The sequence below is a fragment of the Shewanella sp. GD04112 genome (assembly GCF_029835735.1).
Lineage (GTDB): Bacteria > Pseudomonadota > Gammaproteobacteria > Enterobacterales > Shewanellaceae > Shewanella.
The window spans coordinates 1,607,287-1,625,311 of the sequence record NZ_JAOEAL010000001.1 but is presented as its reverse complement, the minus strand read 5'-3'; the positions used below and the strand labels follow the sequence as shown (position 1 = coordinate 1,625,311).

Sequence of the window (18,025 nt, the reverse complement as noted above, 5' to 3'; positions counted from 1 at the left end):
AATAATAGCGAAATTCCCTTCTAGGTTATGGTGTTACATGCAAGAAAATGATCCCGCAAACGAGCACCGTCGCAAACGTGCAATTTTTAGAAATTTGTTTATGTTGGATAACCTTCCCACTTTCCCTGCTCGTGGTATGACCTTGTCCGAAATTCATACTTTACTGGAAGATGAAGGATTTGAACTGTCAACGAGGACAATTCAACGAGACCTTAAAATGCTTTCTGAATGGGCAAACCTAGGATATGAGGACGATGACCTAGGATATCGACGCTGGTTCAGAGATTTAAAAAAGCGAAATGTGCTCGATATTCTTCCCACGTCAGAAGCATTCATGCTGGTGCTGTCTGAGCAGCTACTACGGAGAGTATTACCGCTACATCAGAGTGACAAACTTGAAGCATGGTTAAATCAGGCCAATGTAGCGTTATCTTCAAAACACCTCTATGCGAACTGGATGAAAAAAGTTCGGGTTGTCTCGGACAATTATCCCATCATCTACGATGAGCGTCACATTGACGAGCAATACCGAAAAATCATCTATGAGAGTGTACTTAATGAGAAGGTCATCTCTATTGGCTATCAGTCGAGTGAGGTGAATGATATAAAATATTACACTCTCAATCCATTAGGTTTAATTATTAGAGAGCAAAGCCATTACCTTGTAGCCACTAAGGAAGAGTCGCCAGAGGTGCCTCAGCTATTCCTTTTCCACAAAATAATATCAGTTCAAAAGGAGTATTTGGGCATTACCAAACCCAAATCTTTCAGTCTTGATGAGTATTACGCCAAAAATCCAACAGGCTGGCTCTTAAAAGACACATTAACCACAGTAGAGCTAAAAGTTAAACATTACGCTCTGGATGTTGTTAAACACAATAAGCTTTCCATAGACCAACAGCTTGAACAGATAGATGAAACATGGTGGAAGGTGACTTTTACTTGTTACCCAACATACGATCTCATCGGTTGGATCCTTAAATTTGGTCAAGATGTCGTGTGTTTATCTCCTACTTCACTAAAACAATTTGTAGTCAAACGATTACGAGCCACTATTGAAAACTACGAGTAAGCATTATGGATAAAATAGTTAAATTAACCACATACATTTCATTGAATAACTTTAAAAATAAAAATCAGACTTTTATCTTTGATTGATTTTATATTTACACTTATTAAATCCGTTCTTAAAAAGGCATTTATGTAGAACGATAATAACATCATGCATCATTTGCTCTATATAAGGAAAAAATTTTGAATCAACATAATTGCTTTTGGGACACTTCCTATGATACTGAAATTGAAAAATTAGGAACAATTAACAGACTTCCATGGGTAGGCAATGCTTACCGCGAACAGGAGATGAAGATACTTATTCTTGGTGAAAGTGTATACGATTGGAATCCGAAAGAGCCTGGACATATAGAAAAAATAAATAGCCCACTTAATCTTAGAATTCTTCATAAAAATCACGCTTTAGATTTCAAGCGTAACTCAAAATTTGTAAGGAATATTGAGAGAGCAATTTATGATAAAAGAAAGCCAACAGATGAAGAAAAAAAATCATTTTGGAATTCTGTATCTTATCACAATCTTGTAACTCGAGTTTTAAAAAGTAAAAAGCATAGACCATCATATACTGATTATTACTCTGGATGGTGCGAATTCAATAAGTTAATTGATTTACTTGATGTAAATGAAGTTATTGTGTACGGATTAGAAAAAGAAAAAATCAAGTCTTTAATTGATTTTTCTGAACGAAACAACTTTACCCTTGAAATTGTAAAATTACCAGAGAAGGTGGGAAGATCTTACCCAAGAAGAATCATGATAAAAAAAGGAATAAAGGAATAAAGGAAATTAAACTACTGTTTATTCGGCATCCAAGCTCATACTTCAGCTGGAAGAAATGGTCTCCAATCATAGCCCAGGAAATACATTACAAAAAGACTATATAGTGAGTAATTACTTTATTATCATGCTAAAACTACAATCACTGCGTTACAGTGCTGTAGTGTTAAAGGGTAAGGTGAAATAATGCAAACAGATAGAATAGCAGAAATCATTTATGAAACGGCAATATCGGAAGATAAAGAACTTTCACTTATTGCTAATCAAGGGATATTTCATATGCCAGAGTTGGCATTTGCTTATCAATGCGGCAAAGCAATTTTAAAAGAAGCTCATACAATCTTTGATGGTTTAAATGTTACTTGGATTAGAGAGGAAAATCTTGGTAATGGTGGCCCTACAGATCTTGTATTCAAACTGGAGAATGGAGACACCTTAGTAATAGAGTTCAAACTCAGGGATACAACAACTTCATACGAAAAGGACATAATTAAACTCTGTAAAATTACAAAACCAAATACATTAAAGATATTTTGCGCATTAATTGATGTTTTCGATTCAAAATTACCTGATGATGGGAGACAACGTTATATTGAGTCGTTGACTGGGTATAGGGTAATACCATTATTGAAAAAATCCTTTAGTACAAAACAAAATTGGTATAAATCTGATACATCCTGTGTCGTAGGAGTATGGTCCGTTTCTTTGAATGAAACTGATTACTTTGAACCAACTAAAACATGATAACCACATGAAATAAGTAGATTTTACATCTTTAATCTGTATGGCTATGTCCACGTTAACTGTGTCTGCATAGCCAACGGAGTTTTTCATTATGATTATTATTCGATTCAAAGACGTTTAACTAGCCCAAGTAGATAGGAAGATATTCAACACGCAGAGGGCATTCGGCAATCTAGTTAGTTCATTTCCATTGAGTAAAATTTAAAGTTAGGGATTTTTAGTAAATTTTTGTTTTTTCTAGGGCTTTCTGAGCTAGATTTTGGCCGTGAACATGACGATTTTTCTCCACTCAATACAAGCTCTGCATAAACCAACTGCCGTCTCTTTTTTTCCTCTACCAACTTATCATATTCAACACACATACTTAACCTGCATAAAAGCTATCGTTGTTAATAATAAGATTAGCTCTTACATATACAAATTACACTATATAAATGGTTGTGTTTTACGCTCAGCCCGCTCTGGCAGGATAGTTGTCACTACTTAAAATTTAACCAGTTGGGGCGTTAAGGCTTAATTGTGCCGAGTTATAGTGAAGAACGTAAGCAGCAGATTTTGAACAAGTTACTGCCTCCTTCGAACATGACCGTAGCAGAAGTTTCCAGACAAGAAGGGATTGGCGTACAAACTTTGTATAATTGGCGGGATAAAGCCAAACAACAAGGTCGTCCTGTGCCCGGAAGTAAACCAACCTCAGAACATTGGTCAGCAGAAGCTAAGTTTGCCACAGTGCTTGAAACTGCCAGTTTAAATGAAGCCGAATTGAGTGAGTATTGTCGAGCTAAAGGTCTGTATGTTGATCAGGTAAAGGCCTGGAAAGCCAATGCACTGCGAGGGTTTATGAGCTCCCGCGAGCAGGAATTGGAAGCTAAACGGCAGCGCCAAGCCGACCATAAGGAAATTAAACAGTTAAAGAGCGAGTTGAGGCGCAAAGAAAAAGCTTTGGCTGAAACCGCAGCCTTGTTGGTGCTTAGAAAAAAGTTAAATGCGCTTTGGGAGAACGACAACGAGGACGATTAACCTTGGTCTCAGAGCGCACTGAATGTGTAAACTTGATACAGGAAGCGAACCAGGCTGGCGCCAGGCTTCATCTGACTTGCGAAGAAGCTGGCATTACACTGCGCACTTATCGGCGCTGGTATCGGGATGGCCAGATCACCGCAGACAAAAGGCCGGATGCGATTCGGCCGCAGCCATCGAATAAGCTGACGGAAAAAGAACAGGCGAAAATCATCGAGGTGTGTAATTGGCCAAAGTTTGCCAGCTTACCGCCATCGCAAATCGTCCCAACGCTGCTGGATGAAGATGAATATTATGGTTCTGAATCAACATTTTATCGGGTATTAAAAGCCTTTGGTCAGCTGCATCATCGCGGCCGGAGTTTAGCGCCGAAAGGGTCAACGCTGCGGTGTTTTTCAAGATAGTTGTCACTCTTTGTTTAAATATTAAGCTGCATTTATTACGCCTTCTTCTGGTGCCTTATCTGGGTTGAGTGTTACAGCGCCAACCGCTTCACAATTTCTGATCTCTGTAGACCAACGCATCGGTTTTCTTTCCTTCGCCGCCTCAAGCACTTTCTTGCGCTTCGCTAAAATAGCGCCATCTTGCAGTGCATGACGTTGCCCTGGTGAGACAAAATTTAGCTGGCTGTGTTTATGCTCATCGTTGTACCAGGTTACAAACTTTTCCACCCATTCTCTTGCTGTTGCTAAGCAGCTAAAACCTGATGCCGGCCACTGTGGGCGGTATTTCAACGTTTTAAATAACGACTCTGAAAAGGGGTTGTCATTACTCACCCGCGGCCGACTTAATGATGCCGTAATACCAAGCTCTTCCAGCTTGGCTTTCATGGTCAGTGACTTCATCGGCGCCCCATTATCAGAATGCAGCACTAATGGCGTGTTAAAGCATTGCTCGCGTAACAGACAGCGTTGGATTAGCGCAGCGGCATATTCCCCACTTTCTTGCTCATGAACTTCGTAACCCACTATTTTTCTACTGTAAATATCTTCAAACAGGTACAAATAGTAGAACTGGCCTTTGACGATTGAGGCTAAATAAGTGATGTCCCATGACCACACTTGATTCGGCCCATCTGCCCGATAACTCAACGGTTTGCTTCGATTGACCGCAGCCTGAGTGCGGCCACGATGGTTAAGTTGACCATGAGCATTTAACACTCTGTAGAAGCTGGATTCCGAGGCGATATAAATCCCGTTATCTAATAATGTTGGCACAATTTGCGACGGGGGTAAGCTGGCGTACTCCGCTTGATTGCACACACTTAATATCTGTTGTCGCTCATGTTCTTCGAGTTTATTTGCTGGCTCTGGTCGAGCTGCTGTTGGCCTTAAATCAGCTTGCACTTGACCTTCTCGATACCAACGTCGATAGGTACGCTTACTGAGGCCCGTTTCAGCACAAGCCTTATAAAGGCGAGCACCATTGGTATAGGCCTCTTGGATTAAGGCAATCAATGCTATGCGCTCAGGCAAGGGGGTTAGCTCTCCTCGCTGTCGTCCCCCCAGAGCGCATTGAGCTTTTTTCTGAGCACCAGTAACGCAGCAGCTTCAGCCAGCGCTTTCTCCTTATAGCGCAATTCCCGTTGCAGCGATTTGATTTCGGCTTTGTCAGCCTTAGCCTGCTGTTTAATGGTTTTAGTTTGTACTTCTGAGGTTTGAAAACCAGCTAAACAATCCTGTTTCCACTGCTGTACTTGCTCGCGGAACAAGCCCTTTTCACGGCAATACTGGTTTATCTCCGCTTCCGACAGCGGCGCTGTTTCAATAATCACGGCAAGTTTTGCTTCAGCCGACCAATCATCGGCTGTTAATGTTTTACCTGGCACGGGGCGACCTTCTTTTCTGGCAATATCTCGCCAATGATACAAGGTTTGCACCGCGATGCCTTCTTCCCGAGCGACCTCTGCGACCGTTAAGTTGTGAGGAGGTAATAATTTTTTAAGGATCGCTTCTTTACGTTCTGGTGAATACCGAGCCATATCGTTCTCTTTTGCCGCACCCTGTCTTTAAACATAATGATTATTTAGGGGTGACAACAATCCTGACACAGGGGGGCTGCCAACGACCTACACAGCGACCGGGCCTGGCCAGGTGCTCTGTTGGGATATCACCTACTTGCCAAGCACGGTGCGTGGGCAGTTTTATTACCTGTACATGCTGGAAGATTTGTTCAGCCGGAAAATTGTTGGTTGTGAAGTGTTTGAACAGGAAAGTGGAGAAAACGCCGCGAAATTGTTAGAGCAGACACTGGTCCGGGAGAAATGTTTACACAGTGGAGTCGTGCTGCATTCGGACAACGGTGCGCCAATGAAATCGCAGACCATGCGAATGAAGGCGTATGAGCTTGGTGTAACGACATCGTACAGCAGGCCACGAGTGAGCAACGATAACCCGTTTGCAGAGTCGTTGTTCCGCACCTGTAAATATCGGCCTGATTGGCCATCAGCAGGTTTTAAAAGTATCGATGAAGCAAGGACTTGGGTGCTGAAGTTTACGCGCTGGTACAACTACGAACACAAGCACAGCAAACTACGGTTCGTGACCCCGCACTAACGTCATACCGGTCAGTATCAACTCCTGCTGGCAAAGCGCAAAGAACGGATTGAAGCGGCGAAAGCAGAAAATCCAAGTCGTTGGGGAAAACGAGAAGTACGGAACTGCGAACCTGTGGGACCGACAACACTGAATCCGGAAAAAGAGTCAGTTAAAGAAGTGGAAAAAAAGGCCGCTTAAAACGGTCGATGGTGACAACTAGCTTGAAAAACGCCGAAGTTGCTGTATCTGGCTTTACACCAGATTGCTAAAAAGTGGACAATGCCACTACGAGATTGGAAGCCTGCCATGAGGCAGTTTATGCTCATGTACAGCAACCGTGTGTCGTTATAATAAATAGCCTTTTATAGTCTCCAACTCTCATATTTTGAAGACGATGTGTCAGATCTAGTCTGAACTAATACATTAAAGGGCGTTTAGACAGCATGCTTAGACATTTAATTTTAGCCTGATGCTGAATTCCGAACGCCCTACTAGCAATACTAAATCTCACTAATAACCATATTGACTAACTGGTTGCCAGTGTTTCTTAACATCATTCTCAATAAACTTTTGTTTTTCTTTAATTAAATCAGTCTCAACTAACCCTATTGCTTGATGGGCCTTTTCCTTAGTACTGATATCTGGATAGCTAACTTGAGTAACGTTAAGTTGCTTCAATATTCCAGCGAGCAGATGACGTGCTTCGTTCGCTTGTTCAATGGCTTTATCTAAAAGCTGCTTACCTTCTTGTGGATTATGTGCATACAAACCATGTGAAGACATGGCAAAGTCCCAGCGCCACTGACTGTGTCGTATCGCCATAATGGGCTCATTCATATTATCCCATTTAGCACCGGCATCCCATGCTGCTTTGGCTTCGTAATGAGCCTTGACGAGTAAAGCTTCCACTTCGCGGGCTTTTGTTTCAATAGTTAACTTATTCGCCGCGAGTTTAGTTTCGATTTTGGTTTTGCTGCTATGGCAGCCGCTGCAGCTACTATCAAAGTGCGGTAAGGCCTTATCAACTTTATGGCTCGTAAATTCAACACCTTTTGCATCCTGCTGGGTAGGCATATGACAGGTAATGCAAGTGACACCGACTTCGGCATGTTTACTGCGACTCCAGTGTTCAAACTCAGGATGACGTGCTTTGAGTATGGGCGTTTTCGAAAGAGGATGGATCCATTCGAAGAAGCGGCGAGTGTCATAGTATTTTTCAATATCATCAGCGGTATTGCCAAATATCCAGGGAATGTTGACAACATTACTTTTTTCCGGACGGAAATAGTAAGTGACATGACATTGACCACAAACCTGCGCACCTTGCATATTAATATCTTGTTTATCGAATGGCAGATGAATTTTAGCCATCGCATCTTGCGCATGAGGGCGAGGTAAGGCTAATTTATGAGTGCCAGATTCATGGCAGTCACTGCAATACACTACGCTTTGGATCTCTTTGCCCAGATCGGTAAAGTTTTTAGCGGAGTATCCTTCAAATCCCAGTTGTTCAATCAATCTAGGGGCATCCGGTGTCTTGCAGGTCCAACAACTGGCGGATAACCCATTCTCTCCTGCTTTAGGTGGCGTACCCGTACGTAAAGTATGCGTCACATCGGCAACGGCAAAATGGTGTCCACGTGGGCTATGGTACTCTTTGGCATAGGAAGATCCTGCCCAGAGTATGATGCTGGCGGGATAATTGGCGAGCATATCCTCGCGTTCAACTTGTTCAGAGGTGGCTTGCCAAGATTGATATTGGTTAGGATATTTTTGTTGATTGCTAGTATCGGAAGCCGCTACAGATGTACATGTAGTGATGACGAACAAGCAAATCAATTTTAGCAATGTAACTGTTTTAAAATAAGTTTTCACTTTGTAACCTTTTGTCATAACATCAATATTAACCTGGGCGCCCATCAATACGAGGGCGAGAGAGTATTGGCAAATAGTGCCATACAAACAGTGCAAATGCCATAAACCAGCAAGTGCCAGCCAACCATAACCATACTTGGGAGTGGGCCGGAAACCAGATGGGCATCAATGCCCTGAGCAGTGCCGCTAATGGTAGGCAGATAAATGCTAAGATCATTTTCGGGCCTTCATAAATATTTCGACTTGTGTGCCCGAGTGACACTCTGGAGATCATCGAAAGGCACAGGGTAGCCATACAACCAATAGCAAATAGGTGAAGCAGGCTGCGATAGGCATATTCATTATCGAGATACCAACTCATGGCTAACAGGCTAAGTGGCAACATTAAATAGGCAAGATGCAAGGACCACAGCATAGGTTCCGTCAGTGTTTTATGGGGTAACCAGCGTACAAATCGGACTAGATGCAAGAGCCCTGTAATGAGTAGTAAGCCTCGCTCGACTTCCTGAGGTATAAGGTGGATGAGTGATTGAATGACGAGCAAGATCATCGTCAGGATCAGCGGGTATTCAACCCAAGTTAAGGGATCTGCTTTAGTGGCCTTAATGCGCATCGCGGTAAAGAATGGAATGACACGCCCACCAACTATGGTGATAAGTAAGGCTAACCACCATAACATGGCCTGCCAAATTTGATTGGCAAGGATGAAGTCGCGTTCAAATAAAGCGTAATAGCTGACATTGTTAATCACGAGTGCTGCAAACAACATAATCGGAAAACCAATATTGCGCCATTGCTTCACCTTATAAATGCAGCGCCATAGGGTAAGGCTTGCCATACCAAGGAACAATGAATCAAATAATGCCGGCAAAATTAGTGGAACTTGAATAGGGAGTAACAGTAATAATCGTGCCAGCAACCAGCAACTAAAGGTCAACGCAAGTGGCCATCCCTTTAATGTGGGTTGATTTGTCCAATTTTGAACCGCAGTAAGTAAAAAACCACAGACAATTGCGATTGCAAAACCGAACAACATTTCATGTGGATGCCACCATAGGGGCAATACTTTACTCCAAAAAGATGAAGGAAAAAAACTATATTGAGGAGTAAACCAAGTTAGTAACCACAAAGGGATATATAACGCAGCTAATATTGCTCCCCCAAGAAAAAAAGGTCTAAAGCCTAGTCGCCATAACGCATGAGTTCGTTCGGTTTGTGTAGGATCATCAATATTTAGCATAGTTTTCACCCTAGTTGCAGACGACAGATAAGACGCATTGGGAAGTTCTGGAGATATTGAACTAATGCCATGTGGCCAAGCATCATTGTTCGTGTGTTTCTCTCTAAATTTAGAGGAACACACGCCCTTGAGGGAGTGTCCCTCAAGGGTAAGTTGTTTATAACTGTGTTATTTATTAGGTTGTTTGTTTTTATCTTGCCTGATGGCGAAACAACCTACTGCTACGAGCATTAAAGTCGCAACAGAAAAACCAGCTAATGAATACAAAATAAACGTTTCAGGTGACACTATGCAGTTACTCATAAGGATGTCCTTACCTTAGATTTTAGCATTTGATTCAATTTCGAGCAATTAACAGTGTTCAAGGCGACCAAATCAATCTTAGGTATGCCTTTTCCTAAAAGGGTTCCTGGTATTAATTGACCCTCTGGCGAATAGGCATACCCAGTCCTATGACTTTGTTCATCACTTTCACACCAGCCAGTGCCTCGCCGACTTGGCCGTTGTAGTCCCGCAGGCTCAATTTCGGGCTAATCAGTTGCTTGTAACGATACATAGCTGTTTCTGACAGGGAGCGTTGGTGATAGTCATTCTCTTGTTTCCATTGTTTGAGTTCATCACTTTTCAGAGCGCTGACGGCCTCGTTTCTGGGATGACCTTCTTCCCAATAACCTGCATTTTTTCGCGGCGGTATCGTAGGTTTACACCCTCTGCGTTTCAGCAGCTTATGACATTTTTTGGTGTCATAAGCACCGTCAGCTGACACTTGTTTTACCTTGCGCCTTAGTGGGTTTAATAACGTTGGGAGAACCTCACTATCTGCCACACTCTCTAAACTGACTTCGGCTGCGATGACTTCATGTGTGGCCGCATCTATCGCAAGGTGCAACTTACGCCAAGTTCGGCGTTTTTCCTTACCATGTTTACGCATTTTCCATTCACCTTCGCCATATACTTTCAGTCCTGTGGCATCGACAACTAAGTGAGCAATCGCGCCTCGGCAAGGGGGGCGGTAGTTAACTTTGACTGTCTTTGCCCGCTTGCTGATGCAGCTGTAACCAGGTGAAGTTAATTGCAGACTCATCAAACTAAACACTGAGTTGAGAAAACCTTCTAGTGCTCGCAAGGGGAGATTAAACAAACCTTTGAGCATTAAGGCGGTTTCTATCGCCGTGTCACTGTATTGAAATCCCCGACCTCGACCACCATGGTGTTCAGTGTGACACCAGAGGTTGAGCGCCTGCTCGTCTATCCAAAAAGTCAGTGAGCCTCGGTTGGTCAACGCCTTGTTATATTCCGGCCAATTGGTAATGCGAGATTTAGATTTGCCCATCTGATAGCGGTTTCTGCGTGGTATTCACAGGATCTGATCGCATCTGAGACGGAAGGTTCATTCATTTAGGCAACAACGCCCCGCAGAAGGAAAGAAGCTTAATAGACACCACATAGAAGCACTCAGTCAGCGCTTTGGTGTGCCTGTATCATTATTTTTTTAGCTCAGTGAATCAGACTTGCCTAGTCTGGTTCACGTGATAACATCTCGCTACACGCTTAGCTCGTCAACCAAAGGTGGCTAGCAAGCTGCCTTTGCACCGATGTTGTTACACGCTGCATTTATCCATGTTCGGGCATAAATATCTCCCTAACTCACAGAGTATCACAGGGTGAGATTATGCTTTGTAAATTCTGTTAACATTTAGCTATTTTGTTCTTAAGTCGACTTAATGCGAGATTATTGATTGATATAAATCATCCATAATCGAATGAAATTCGTTCGACTGGATAGGTTTGTCCCTAATTCAACTGCGAAGTGCGACACTCGCCAATATCAAGCAGCCAATACCATTTCTTTAAAGACAATCGCTGGTTGCTTGAAATCTAAACACTTTTTCGGTCGATAATTTATCCGCGATAAAGCGAATTCAATATCACTGTCTGTTACCGTTGTTAGGTCGGTTCCTTTCTTCACATATTGCCTTAAAAGACCGTTAGCATTCTCATTGGCTCCACGCTCCCAAGAACTATAAGGGTGGGCAAAGTAAACATCAGCCTCCAACTCCTTTGCGATGGTTTCATGGCCTGCAAACTCTCTCCCGTTATCTGCCGTGATGGTATGGACATGCTCCTTGTAAGGCATGAGTAGTTCTATGGTTGCTCTAGTGACATCATCCGCTGACTTGGATGGCACTTTCTTCACCAAGTAAAATCGTGTTTTACGCTCTAAAATAGTCACCATCGCCCCCGTGCCGTGCTTGCCTAATACGGTGTCGATTTCCCAATCACCAAATCGCTCCTTACTGTCAACTATGCTTGGCCTATCATCGATAGAAACCGCATTTTTGATCGCTGGTGCTTTCTCTTTTTTACCGCGACGATACCGCTTGTGACCTTGCCTCAAGTGGCGATATAACTTGCCACCCGAGCGTTTATCCTGCGCAACAAATCGGTAGATCCACTCATAGCTGACAGCGGCACCGACTTTAGTTAATACACTGGAAATCTGCTCTGGACTCCAATCCGCTTCTAAAAGGAGGCGGATAAAATCAACACGCTCCTGAGGTATTCTGTATTTACGCGCTAATGTGCGTTTTTTGAGTGATAACACCTGACTGAGCTTCGTTTGGGCAATAATGACTGCCCTTGCTGCCACGTTTAAGCTCCCGATATACCGTGGAGCGATGGCACTGAACGGTTTTAGCAATCTCAGAAACTGAAATCCCCCGTTCCAAAAGAGCAGAAATCTGGTATCTTCTGCCTTCGGTCAACTGCTGATAATTCATGGTAGTACTGCTTGTTTCTTTGGCGAGAAGAGCGTCCCACTTTTAGCAGTTGGCTTCCTCTTCTACACCTTTCCATGAATGTCGCACTTATTATCTGAAATCGGGATCGGGAATTATGTTTTTCAAATAAATTTTCATTGCTAAATGCAGTATTTTTCACTACTATTATTTGAAAATCGTTGGAGATATATTTTGCGTAGAATCCACTTAATCATGATGTTTGTTTTACTGACGTTTGTCGGTCAAACTTTTGCGTCTGTGATTATGCCTGGTACTATGCCAATGAATTCAATGACGACTTCAAATATGCCTGCTGAAAATGGCAAAGCATGTCATGACGCTAGTATGCAAATGAACATGAACATGAACATGGATATGAGTGATGGTGCGGATGATAGTTGCTGCGCCCAAGCGTGCCATTGTCCTGTCGGATCATGTTTATCAGTCGCTTTAACGATGGCGATGCCAACGCTTAAATCAGAAGTCAATTTAGTTAATGCTGCAACAATGTTTACCTCAGCACTAATGCCTCAGTATCGTTCTTCTTTATACCGTCCTCCAATATTTGCCTAACATAGGCACAGTTACGCCTTTTTTTTGCTAGCTGTCCTAGCCAATCATGTAGTTTCAATTTTTTAACCTTTTGGTTAATAAACTGACATTAAACCGCGTTGTTTAATGTGACGAAATTTGATTTGGAGGCAATATTATGTCTGCTCTATATCGCAATTCTATTAGTTTTTTTCGTGTCATAGGTACTATTTTTATTCTGCAAACTATGGGAGGGATATTAATTGCCCGTGCAGCAGAGCCCGGCACTACGGAGCCATTACTCACCGTTTATAAAGATGCTAATTGCGGCTGTTGTGAGAAATGGCTAACGCATATTAGTGAGCGTGGATTTAGTGTTAGTGCCCACAATATTAACAACCTTTATGAGTTTAAACAGTCAAAGGGCATTCCTACTTCAATGCAATCTTGCCATACCGCTGTGTCATCTCAAGGTTATGTGTTTGAAGGGCATGTCCCTGCAAAATTCATTAGTCGTTTTTTAGCCACCCCTCCTAAAGATGCTATCGGCTTAACCGTACCCGCTATGCCAGTGGGCAGCCCTGGCATGGAGTACCAAGATAAATTTATGCCATATCAAGTCTTACTGTTGAAAAAAGATGGCAGTAGTGAAGTTTACGCCCAAGTGAACTCGCTTGAGGAGTCTGTACAATGAAATCGCAATACATGATAAAACCCATGATTCAAATGACAAACAGTGAACTCAACAACAGCCGACGCCGGTTTGTGTTTGGTGCATCCGCCATGTTGGCATTGATGTCGATCCCTTTCCCTAAAAATGCCGTTGCCAATGCGTTAAGCCAATCGTTGAGCCAGCTCTCTGGCAAAGTGTTTGACTTAACAATTGACTATAAAATGGTTAATTTTACCGGGAAATCTGCTCGAGCTACTGTGGTAAACCAATTACTGCCCGCGCCGTTATTACGTTGGAAAGAAGGTGAAACAGTCACCTTAAGAGTAAAAAATAATCTCGACCATGATAGCTCTATTCACTGGCACGGTATTATTTTACCCACCGAAATGGACGGTGTGCCTGGCTTTAGCTTTGATGGCATTAAACCCGGTGAAACATTTGAGTATCAATTTACCGTCCAGCAAAGTGGCACATATTGGTATCACAGTCATTCAGGCTATCAAGAACAAACCGGTTTATTCGGCGCTATTGTGATTGATCCAGCGACCCCCGATCCGGTTATATATGACCGTGACTATGTGATCATGCTGTCTGATTGGTCTGACGAAGCCCCTGAAAACATTTATGCCAAATTAAAGAAACAAGCCGATTACTATAATTACCGTGAGCGTACGGTAATGGATTTTTTCTCTGACGTGAATAAAAATGGCTTAGCCAATACGTGGAACGCTCGTTCGATGTGGAATAACGCGCGCATGAGTGACAGAGACATATCTGATGTTACGGGTTCAACTTACACCTATTTAATGAATGGCAATCCTCCGCAACAGGGCTGGCAAGGGTTGTTTGAACAAGGTGAGAAGGTGCGCTTACGCTTTATAAATAGTTCTGCTATGACCATATTTGATGTACGTATACCGGGTCTCAAAATGAGTGTTGTCGCCAGTGATGGTCAGAACATTCAACCGGTATCTGTGGATGAATTTCGAATCGGTGTTGCTGAAACCTATGATGTGGTTATTGAGCCAGAGGTTGATAATGCCTATTGTATTTTCGCTCAAAGTATTGACCGCACCGGCTTTACGGTAGGTAACCTTACCTCAGATGCCAGTTTACATGCTCCTATTCCCCCAATGGATCCAAGGCCAGTCCTTGGCCACAGTGATATGGGCATGGATATGAGTGATATGGATATGAGCGGTATGGATCATAGCAAAATGGACATGGGCGCTGGTGATATGTCAGGCATGGATCACAGCAAGATGGCTATGGGTGGCGGTGATATGTCAGGCATGGATCACAGCAAGATGGCTATGGACGGCGGTGATATGTCAGGCATGGATCATAGCAAGATGGCTATGGGCAGCGGTGATATGTCAGGCATGGATCACAGCAAGATGGCTATGGGTGGCGGTGATATGTCAGGCATGGATCACAGCAAAATGGCCATGGACGCTGCGAAAGCGACAGTCTCAGGACTAGGGCTTGCAGGCTTTGGCAGTAACAATGAAATTAAACACATTGACACCGAGTTCGGCCCACAAGTGGATATGCGTGCAGATGCGCCAAAAAGTGGTTTACACGATCCCGGGATTGGATTGCGTGACCATCAACAACAATTTAATCGCAAAGTATTAACTTATGGCGATATTAAAGGCTTACATCCTACCTACGACACGCGCCAACCTAGCCGCGAAATTCAACTGCATTTAACCGGCAATATGAACCGATATATGTGGTCTGTGAATGGGGTGAAATTTATGGACGCCGCGCCATTAGAGTTTGAATACGGAGAAAGACTGCGGATCACCTTAGTGAACGACACGATGATGACTCACCCTATGCATTTGCATGGTATGTGGAGTGAGTTAGAGACAGGCGACCCTGATTTTATTCCCCGTAAGCACACGGTATTAGTTCAGCCGGGTTCTAAGATCAGTTACTTAGTCACCGCCGATGCAAAAGGGCAATGGGCATATCATTGCCACTTGTTATTCCACATGCCAGGCATGTTCAGAAAAGTCGTGGTGAAATAAGGGGTATACAAAGGGGTATACAGATGAATAAAACGAATTTAGTGGCATTGGGACTGTTGAGTCTGAGCGCCTCATTGGCTAGCTCAGCTGTGTTTGCCGGCGGTAATGATGATCCTCTATTAACAAAAGTCATGCTGGATCAATTTGAAAAAGGCGTGGATCCGCAAGATCCTACCCAGTTTAGTGCACAAGCCTGGTTAGGTTACGATTTGAATAAGTTGTGGCTTAAAACCGAAGGTGAATATTCAAATAGTGATAAGCAAGACCTTGAAATTCAGGCTCTTTACAGTAAGCCCATCGCACCATACTGGGATGTACAATTCGGTATTAAAACCGATATCAAACCGACGCCGAACCGTAATTGGGCTGTGATTGGGGTTCAAGGGTTAGCGCCATATTTTTTTGATATTGACGCGGCCTTATTCATCGGTGAACAAGGCCGTACGGCTATGCGGTTGAGTGCGGAATATGAACTGTTAATCACTCAAAAATTGATACTCACACCTGAAGTAGAAGTTAATTTATTTGGTAAGGACGATGCTGAACTTGGAATAGGCTCAGGCTTATCTGACGTCAGTGCAGGGCTGCGATTGAGATACGAGATTGTTCGAGAGTTCGCACCCTATATCGGTGTTGATTGGCGTCAGAAGCTCGGTAATACCGCCGATTACGCCCGAAGTGAAGGGGAAGATACACAAGAAACCCAGTTTGTTATTGGTTTTAGCGCGTGGTTCTAAGACCTCGTTCGTACACTGAGTTATAAGCTTGGCGCCAAGATGTTAGCTAAGCCAATATTAAATCATTTATGTAAACCGTTTTTCGATCGTTAAAAACAATATAAAAGGAAATATCATGAAATTATTTAACAACGTTTTAGTCGTAACAAGTCTATTCCTGAGTGCTTCAGCATTTGCTCATGTCGGACTGAGCAGTTCTATGCCCCCTAACGGTGCCATGCTAAGTCAAGCCCCAACAACGCTTGAACTGACCTTTACGGCTCCGGTACGTTTGGTCAAATTAACAATGCAAGATGAGAAGCAGCAAAGCGTACCGTTAACATTACCTTCAAGTGCGGCCAGTCAAGCTGAATTTTCATTCGCCCTACCAGCATTAAACGCAGCAAATTACACAGTTAACTGGATGATCATGGGTGATGACGGTCATAAGATGAAAGGCAACATGAGCTTTATGCTTCACGACTCTGGCATGAACACTCGCAGTGCACCGCCTATGACAATGGAGCATGAGACTAGCGAGCACACTGCACATCAATAAGTGGATGAGTAAACATGATATTAACCGTATTTGAAATATCGGTGTTGATATCTAAATGGGTTATCTATCTGAGTGTTGCCGCTGTTATTGGCGGCACATTGATGCAATACCTCATTAAGGGTCAACTTAATCTGAGCATTAGCGTTGCAAAATATACCGGCCTAGGTGCCGTATTGGGATTGATTGCCGTTAGTATCAATTATTTTGCGCAAATAGGGGCTTTTGCTGAAAACGGCTTGATAGGAATGTTCGATGCGCAGATGCATGCTTTTCTGTGGCCAACCCAGGTAGGGCAAACGGTGCTTTGGCGCTTAATCGGTTTTGGGTTAATGCTAGTGGCTAGTGGTTTACTGTTACATAAGAACCGTTATATCAAAACGTTTTCTGCGGTACTATCGATTCTCAGTTGTCTGTTAATTGCTGTCACGTTTACTTTTATTGGCCATAGCACTGAACTGGGATTGCTTGCTCAAGGCTTAATATTGATACACGTGTTGATCATTGGCAGTTGGATAGGCGCTTTTTATCCATTATGGAAATTATGCTGCACCGATGACCACATCGTCATAAAAAATGTCATGGATACATTTGGTCGTTTAGGCATAGTGATTGTCATTCTAGTGTTGCTTTCAGGCATGGGAATGGTGTGGATGTTGTTTGATAGTCCCACTGAATTAATCAGTTCCGATTATGGTATTGCGGTCACCATCAAGCTCTGTTTGGTGGCTATCATTTTACTTATAGCAGCATGGCATAAATTGGTTTTAGTACCGAAATTAACGATTGCGAACCCATCACTCGCAAAACAAAAACTACAAAAATCGATTGGATTAGAAGCAGTAATAGCAGTACTGATATTAGCGACTACAGCGGTACTTTCGAGCGTACTAGGTCCTATGAGTCTTGGATAATCACTATAAATTGACAGAGAGATAAAAATGAATAATCGCCCTTTAACAATGCTCATAACCACCGGGGTATTACTGATGTCCGCAGGACAAAGCTCATTGAGCTTCGCCCATGGTGATGAAACACACCCGATAGAACAAAAAGCGTTTATCGGTGTTGATTCCGCCGCGGGCAATGTTGTCAAACATTTTCATGCTGCATTACAAGCGGGCAATGAGGTTATTGTTAGGCAGTTATTAGCAGCCAATGTTCAAATTTATGAAGGTGGAAAAGTAGAGCGTTCACTTACAGATTATGCCAATCATCATATGCTTGCGGATATGGCTTACTTAAAAGGGTTAACCATAACGCCAAAAGAACACCAAATAACGATTACGGGTGACATTGCTATTTCAACGTCAATAAGTCACGCCCAAGGTGAATATAAGGGTAAAAGTATTGACTCGATGACCATGGAAACGCTTGTGTTAATTAAACAAGTGGATGGTAGTTGGAAAATAACCCACGTGCACTGGTCGTAACTAATAAGAATTTCATCAACCAGATAAAGGATT

Annotated in this window: 14 protein-coding genes and 3 pseudogenes; 12 read left to right on the top strand and 5 right to left on the bottom strand. The window is 42.9% G+C overall.

The window, feature by feature from the left end; genetic code table 11:
- Window positions 1-37 precede the first annotated feature (37 nt).
- The 4 genes and pseudogenes from N7386_RS07320 to N7386_RS07305 all read left to right on the top strand — a co-directional run.
- Window positions 38-1,072, top strand: coding sequence for a WYL domain-containing protein (locus tag N7386_RS07320; protein ID WP_279767747.1), 1,035 nt, complete (start codon window positions 38-40; stop codon window positions 1,070-1,072).
- A 182-nt stretch (window positions 1,073-1,254) separates the two neighbouring features.
- Entirely contained in the window at window positions 1,255-1,854 is a 600-nt protein-coding gene (locus tag N7386_RS07315) for a hypothetical protein (RefSeq protein WP_279767745.1), read from the top strand.
- 183 nt (window positions 1,855-2,037) lie between these two features.
- A complete protein-coding gene (locus N7386_RS07310; RefSeq protein ID WP_126512860.1) occupies window positions 2,038-2,595 on the top strand; it encodes a hypothetical protein in 558 nt (185 codons plus the stop codon).
- Window positions 2,596-3,114: 519 nt separating this feature from the next.
- Window positions 3,115-3,983, top strand: a pseudogene (locus N7386_RS07305) (transposase); the annotation flags it as partial.
- 57 nt (window positions 3,984-4,040) lie between these two features.
- Here N7386_RS07305 and N7386_RS07300 read toward each other — a convergent pair.
- Window positions 4,041-5,596, bottom strand: a protein-coding gene (locus tag N7386_RS07300) for an IS3-like element ISSpu6 family transposase (protein ID WP_086937296.1) whose coding sequence is annotated in 2 segments (ribosomal slippage) — window positions 4,041-5,134 and window positions 5,134-5,596 — 1,557 coding nt in all. Because the reading frame shifts where the segments join, the coding sequence is not laid out codon by codon here.
- Window positions 5,597-5,675: 79 nt separating this feature from the next.
- On the opposite strand from N7386_RS07300, the pseudogene N7386_RS07295 reads away from it, so the two are divergent.
- A pseudogene (locus N7386_RS07295) lies at window positions 5,676-6,350 on the top strand (DDE-type integrase/transposase/recombinase); the annotation flags it as partial.
- Between the two features lie 312 nt (window positions 6,351-6,662).
- Here the strand turns inward: N7386_RS07295 and N7386_RS07290 are convergent.
- The 4 genes and pseudogenes from N7386_RS07290 to N7386_RS07275 all read right to left on the bottom strand — a co-directional run bounded on the left by N7386_RS07290 (window position 6,663) and on the right by N7386_RS07275 (window position 12,047).
- Entirely contained in the window at window positions 6,663-8,072 is a 1,410-nt protein-coding gene (locus N7386_RS07290; RefSeq protein ID WP_226060643.1) for an ammonia-forming cytochrome c nitrite reductase subunit c552, read from the bottom strand.
- A complete protein-coding gene (locus tag N7386_RS07285) occupies window positions 8,056-9,267 on the bottom strand; it encodes an NnrS family protein (protein WP_226060642.1) in 1,212 nt (403 codons plus the stop codon). Before N7386_RS07285 ends, N7386_RS07290 begins: the two co-directional genes overlap by 17 nt.
- Before the next feature lie 415 nt (window positions 9,268-9,682).
- Window positions 9,683-10,600 carry an IS5-like element ISSpu16 family transposase gene (locus N7386_RS07280; protein ID WP_014610914.1) on the bottom strand — a complete coding sequence of 306 codons (918 nt, stop codon included), beginning with the start codon at window positions 10,598-10,600 and terminating at the stop codon, window positions 9,683-9,685.
- 495 nt (window positions 10,601-11,095) lie between these two features.
- Window positions 11,096-12,047: pseudogene (locus N7386_RS07275) on the bottom strand (IS30 family transposase).
- 192 nt (window positions 12,048-12,239) lie between these two features.
- Between N7386_RS07275 and N7386_RS07270 the strand changes: the two are divergent.
- The 7 genes from N7386_RS07270 to N7386_RS07240 all read left to right on the top strand — a co-directional run bounded on the left by N7386_RS07270 (window position 12,240) and on the right by N7386_RS07240 (window position 17,992).
- A complete protein-coding gene (locus N7386_RS07270; RefSeq protein ID WP_254803678.1) occupies window positions 12,240-12,620 on the top strand; it encodes a hypothetical protein in 381 nt (126 codons plus the stop codon).
- 136 nt (window positions 12,621-12,756) lie between these two features.
- Complete coding sequence (locus tag N7386_RS07265; protein WP_279767741.1) at window positions 12,757-13,272, top strand: DUF411 domain-containing protein; 516 nt, start codon at window positions 12,757-12,759, stop codon at window positions 13,270-13,272.
- Window positions 13,269-15,287, top strand: a complete 2,019-nt coding sequence (locus N7386_RS07260; RefSeq protein ID WP_083848294.1) for a copper resistance system multicopper oxidase — start codon at window positions 13,269-13,271, stop codon at window positions 15,285-15,287. The genes N7386_RS07265 and N7386_RS07260 overlap by 4 nt, the downstream gene beginning before the upstream one ends.
- Before the next feature lie 23 nt (window positions 15,288-15,310).
- On the top strand, window positions 15,311-16,024 hold the full coding sequence (locus N7386_RS07255) for a copper resistance protein B (RefSeq protein WP_011711624.1): 714 nt from the start codon (window positions 15,311-15,313) through the stop codon (window positions 16,022-16,024).
- Window positions 16,025-16,139: 115 nt separating this feature from the next.
- Window positions 16,140-16,562, top strand: a complete 423-nt coding sequence (locus tag N7386_RS07250) for a copper resistance CopC family protein (RefSeq protein ID WP_011711625.1) — start codon at window positions 16,140-16,142, stop codon at window positions 16,560-16,562.
- Between the two features lie 14 nt (window positions 16,563-16,576).
- Window positions 16,577-17,473, top strand: coding sequence for a CopD family protein (locus N7386_RS07245; protein ID WP_279767739.1), 897 nt, complete (start codon window positions 16,577-16,579; stop codon window positions 17,471-17,473).
- Between the two features lie 75 nt (window positions 17,474-17,548).
- Window positions 17,549-17,992 (top strand): nuclear transport factor 2 family protein, encoded by a 444-nt coding sequence (locus N7386_RS07240; protein WP_011711627.1) that lies wholly within the window; start codon window positions 17,549-17,551, stop codon window positions 17,990-17,992.
- Window positions 17,993-18,025 lie beyond the last annotated feature (33 nt).

What these genes read in the sequence shown, in the direction of transcription:
- N7386_RS07320 (WP_279767747.1), top strand. Translation starts at nt 38, where the DNA reads ATGCAAGAAAATGATCCCGCAAACGAGCACCGTCGCAAACGTGCAATT.
- N7386_RS07310 (WP_126512860.1), top strand. Translation starts at nt 2,038, where the DNA reads ATGCAAACAGATAGAATAGCAGAAATCATTTATGAAACGGCAATATCG.
- N7386_RS07290 (WP_226060643.1), bottom strand. Translation starts at nt 8,072, where the DNA reads ATGGGCGCCCAGGTTAATATTGATGTTATGACAAAAGGTTACAAAGTG.
- N7386_RS07285 (WP_226060642.1), bottom strand. Translation starts at nt 9,267, where the DNA reads ATGCTAAATATTGATGATCCTACACAAACCGAACGAACTCATGCGTTA.
- N7386_RS07280 (WP_014610914.1), bottom strand. Translation starts at nt 10,600, where the DNA reads ATGGGCAAATCTAAATCTCGCATTACCAATTGGCCGGAATATAACAAG.
- N7386_RS07265 (WP_279767741.1), top strand. Translation starts at nt 12,757, where the DNA reads ATGTCTGCTCTATATCGCAATTCTATTAGTTTTTTTCGTGTCATAGGT.
- N7386_RS07260 (WP_083848294.1), top strand. Translation starts at nt 13,269, where the DNA reads ATGAAATCGCAATACATGATAAAACCCATGATTCAAATGACAAACAGT.
- N7386_RS07255 (WP_011711624.1), top strand. Translation starts at nt 15,311, where the DNA reads ATGAATAAAACGAATTTAGTGGCATTGGGACTGTTGAGTCTGAGCGCC.
- N7386_RS07250 (WP_011711625.1), top strand. Translation starts at nt 16,140, where the DNA reads ATGAAATTATTTAACAACGTTTTAGTCGTAACAAGTCTATTCCTGAGT.
- N7386_RS07245 (WP_279767739.1), top strand. Translation starts at nt 16,577, where the DNA reads ATGATATTAACCGTATTTGAAATATCGGTGTTGATATCTAAATGGGTT.
- N7386_RS07240 (WP_011711627.1), top strand. Translation starts at nt 17,549, where the DNA reads ATGTCCGCAGGACAAAGCTCATTGAGCTTCGCCCATGGTGATGAAACA.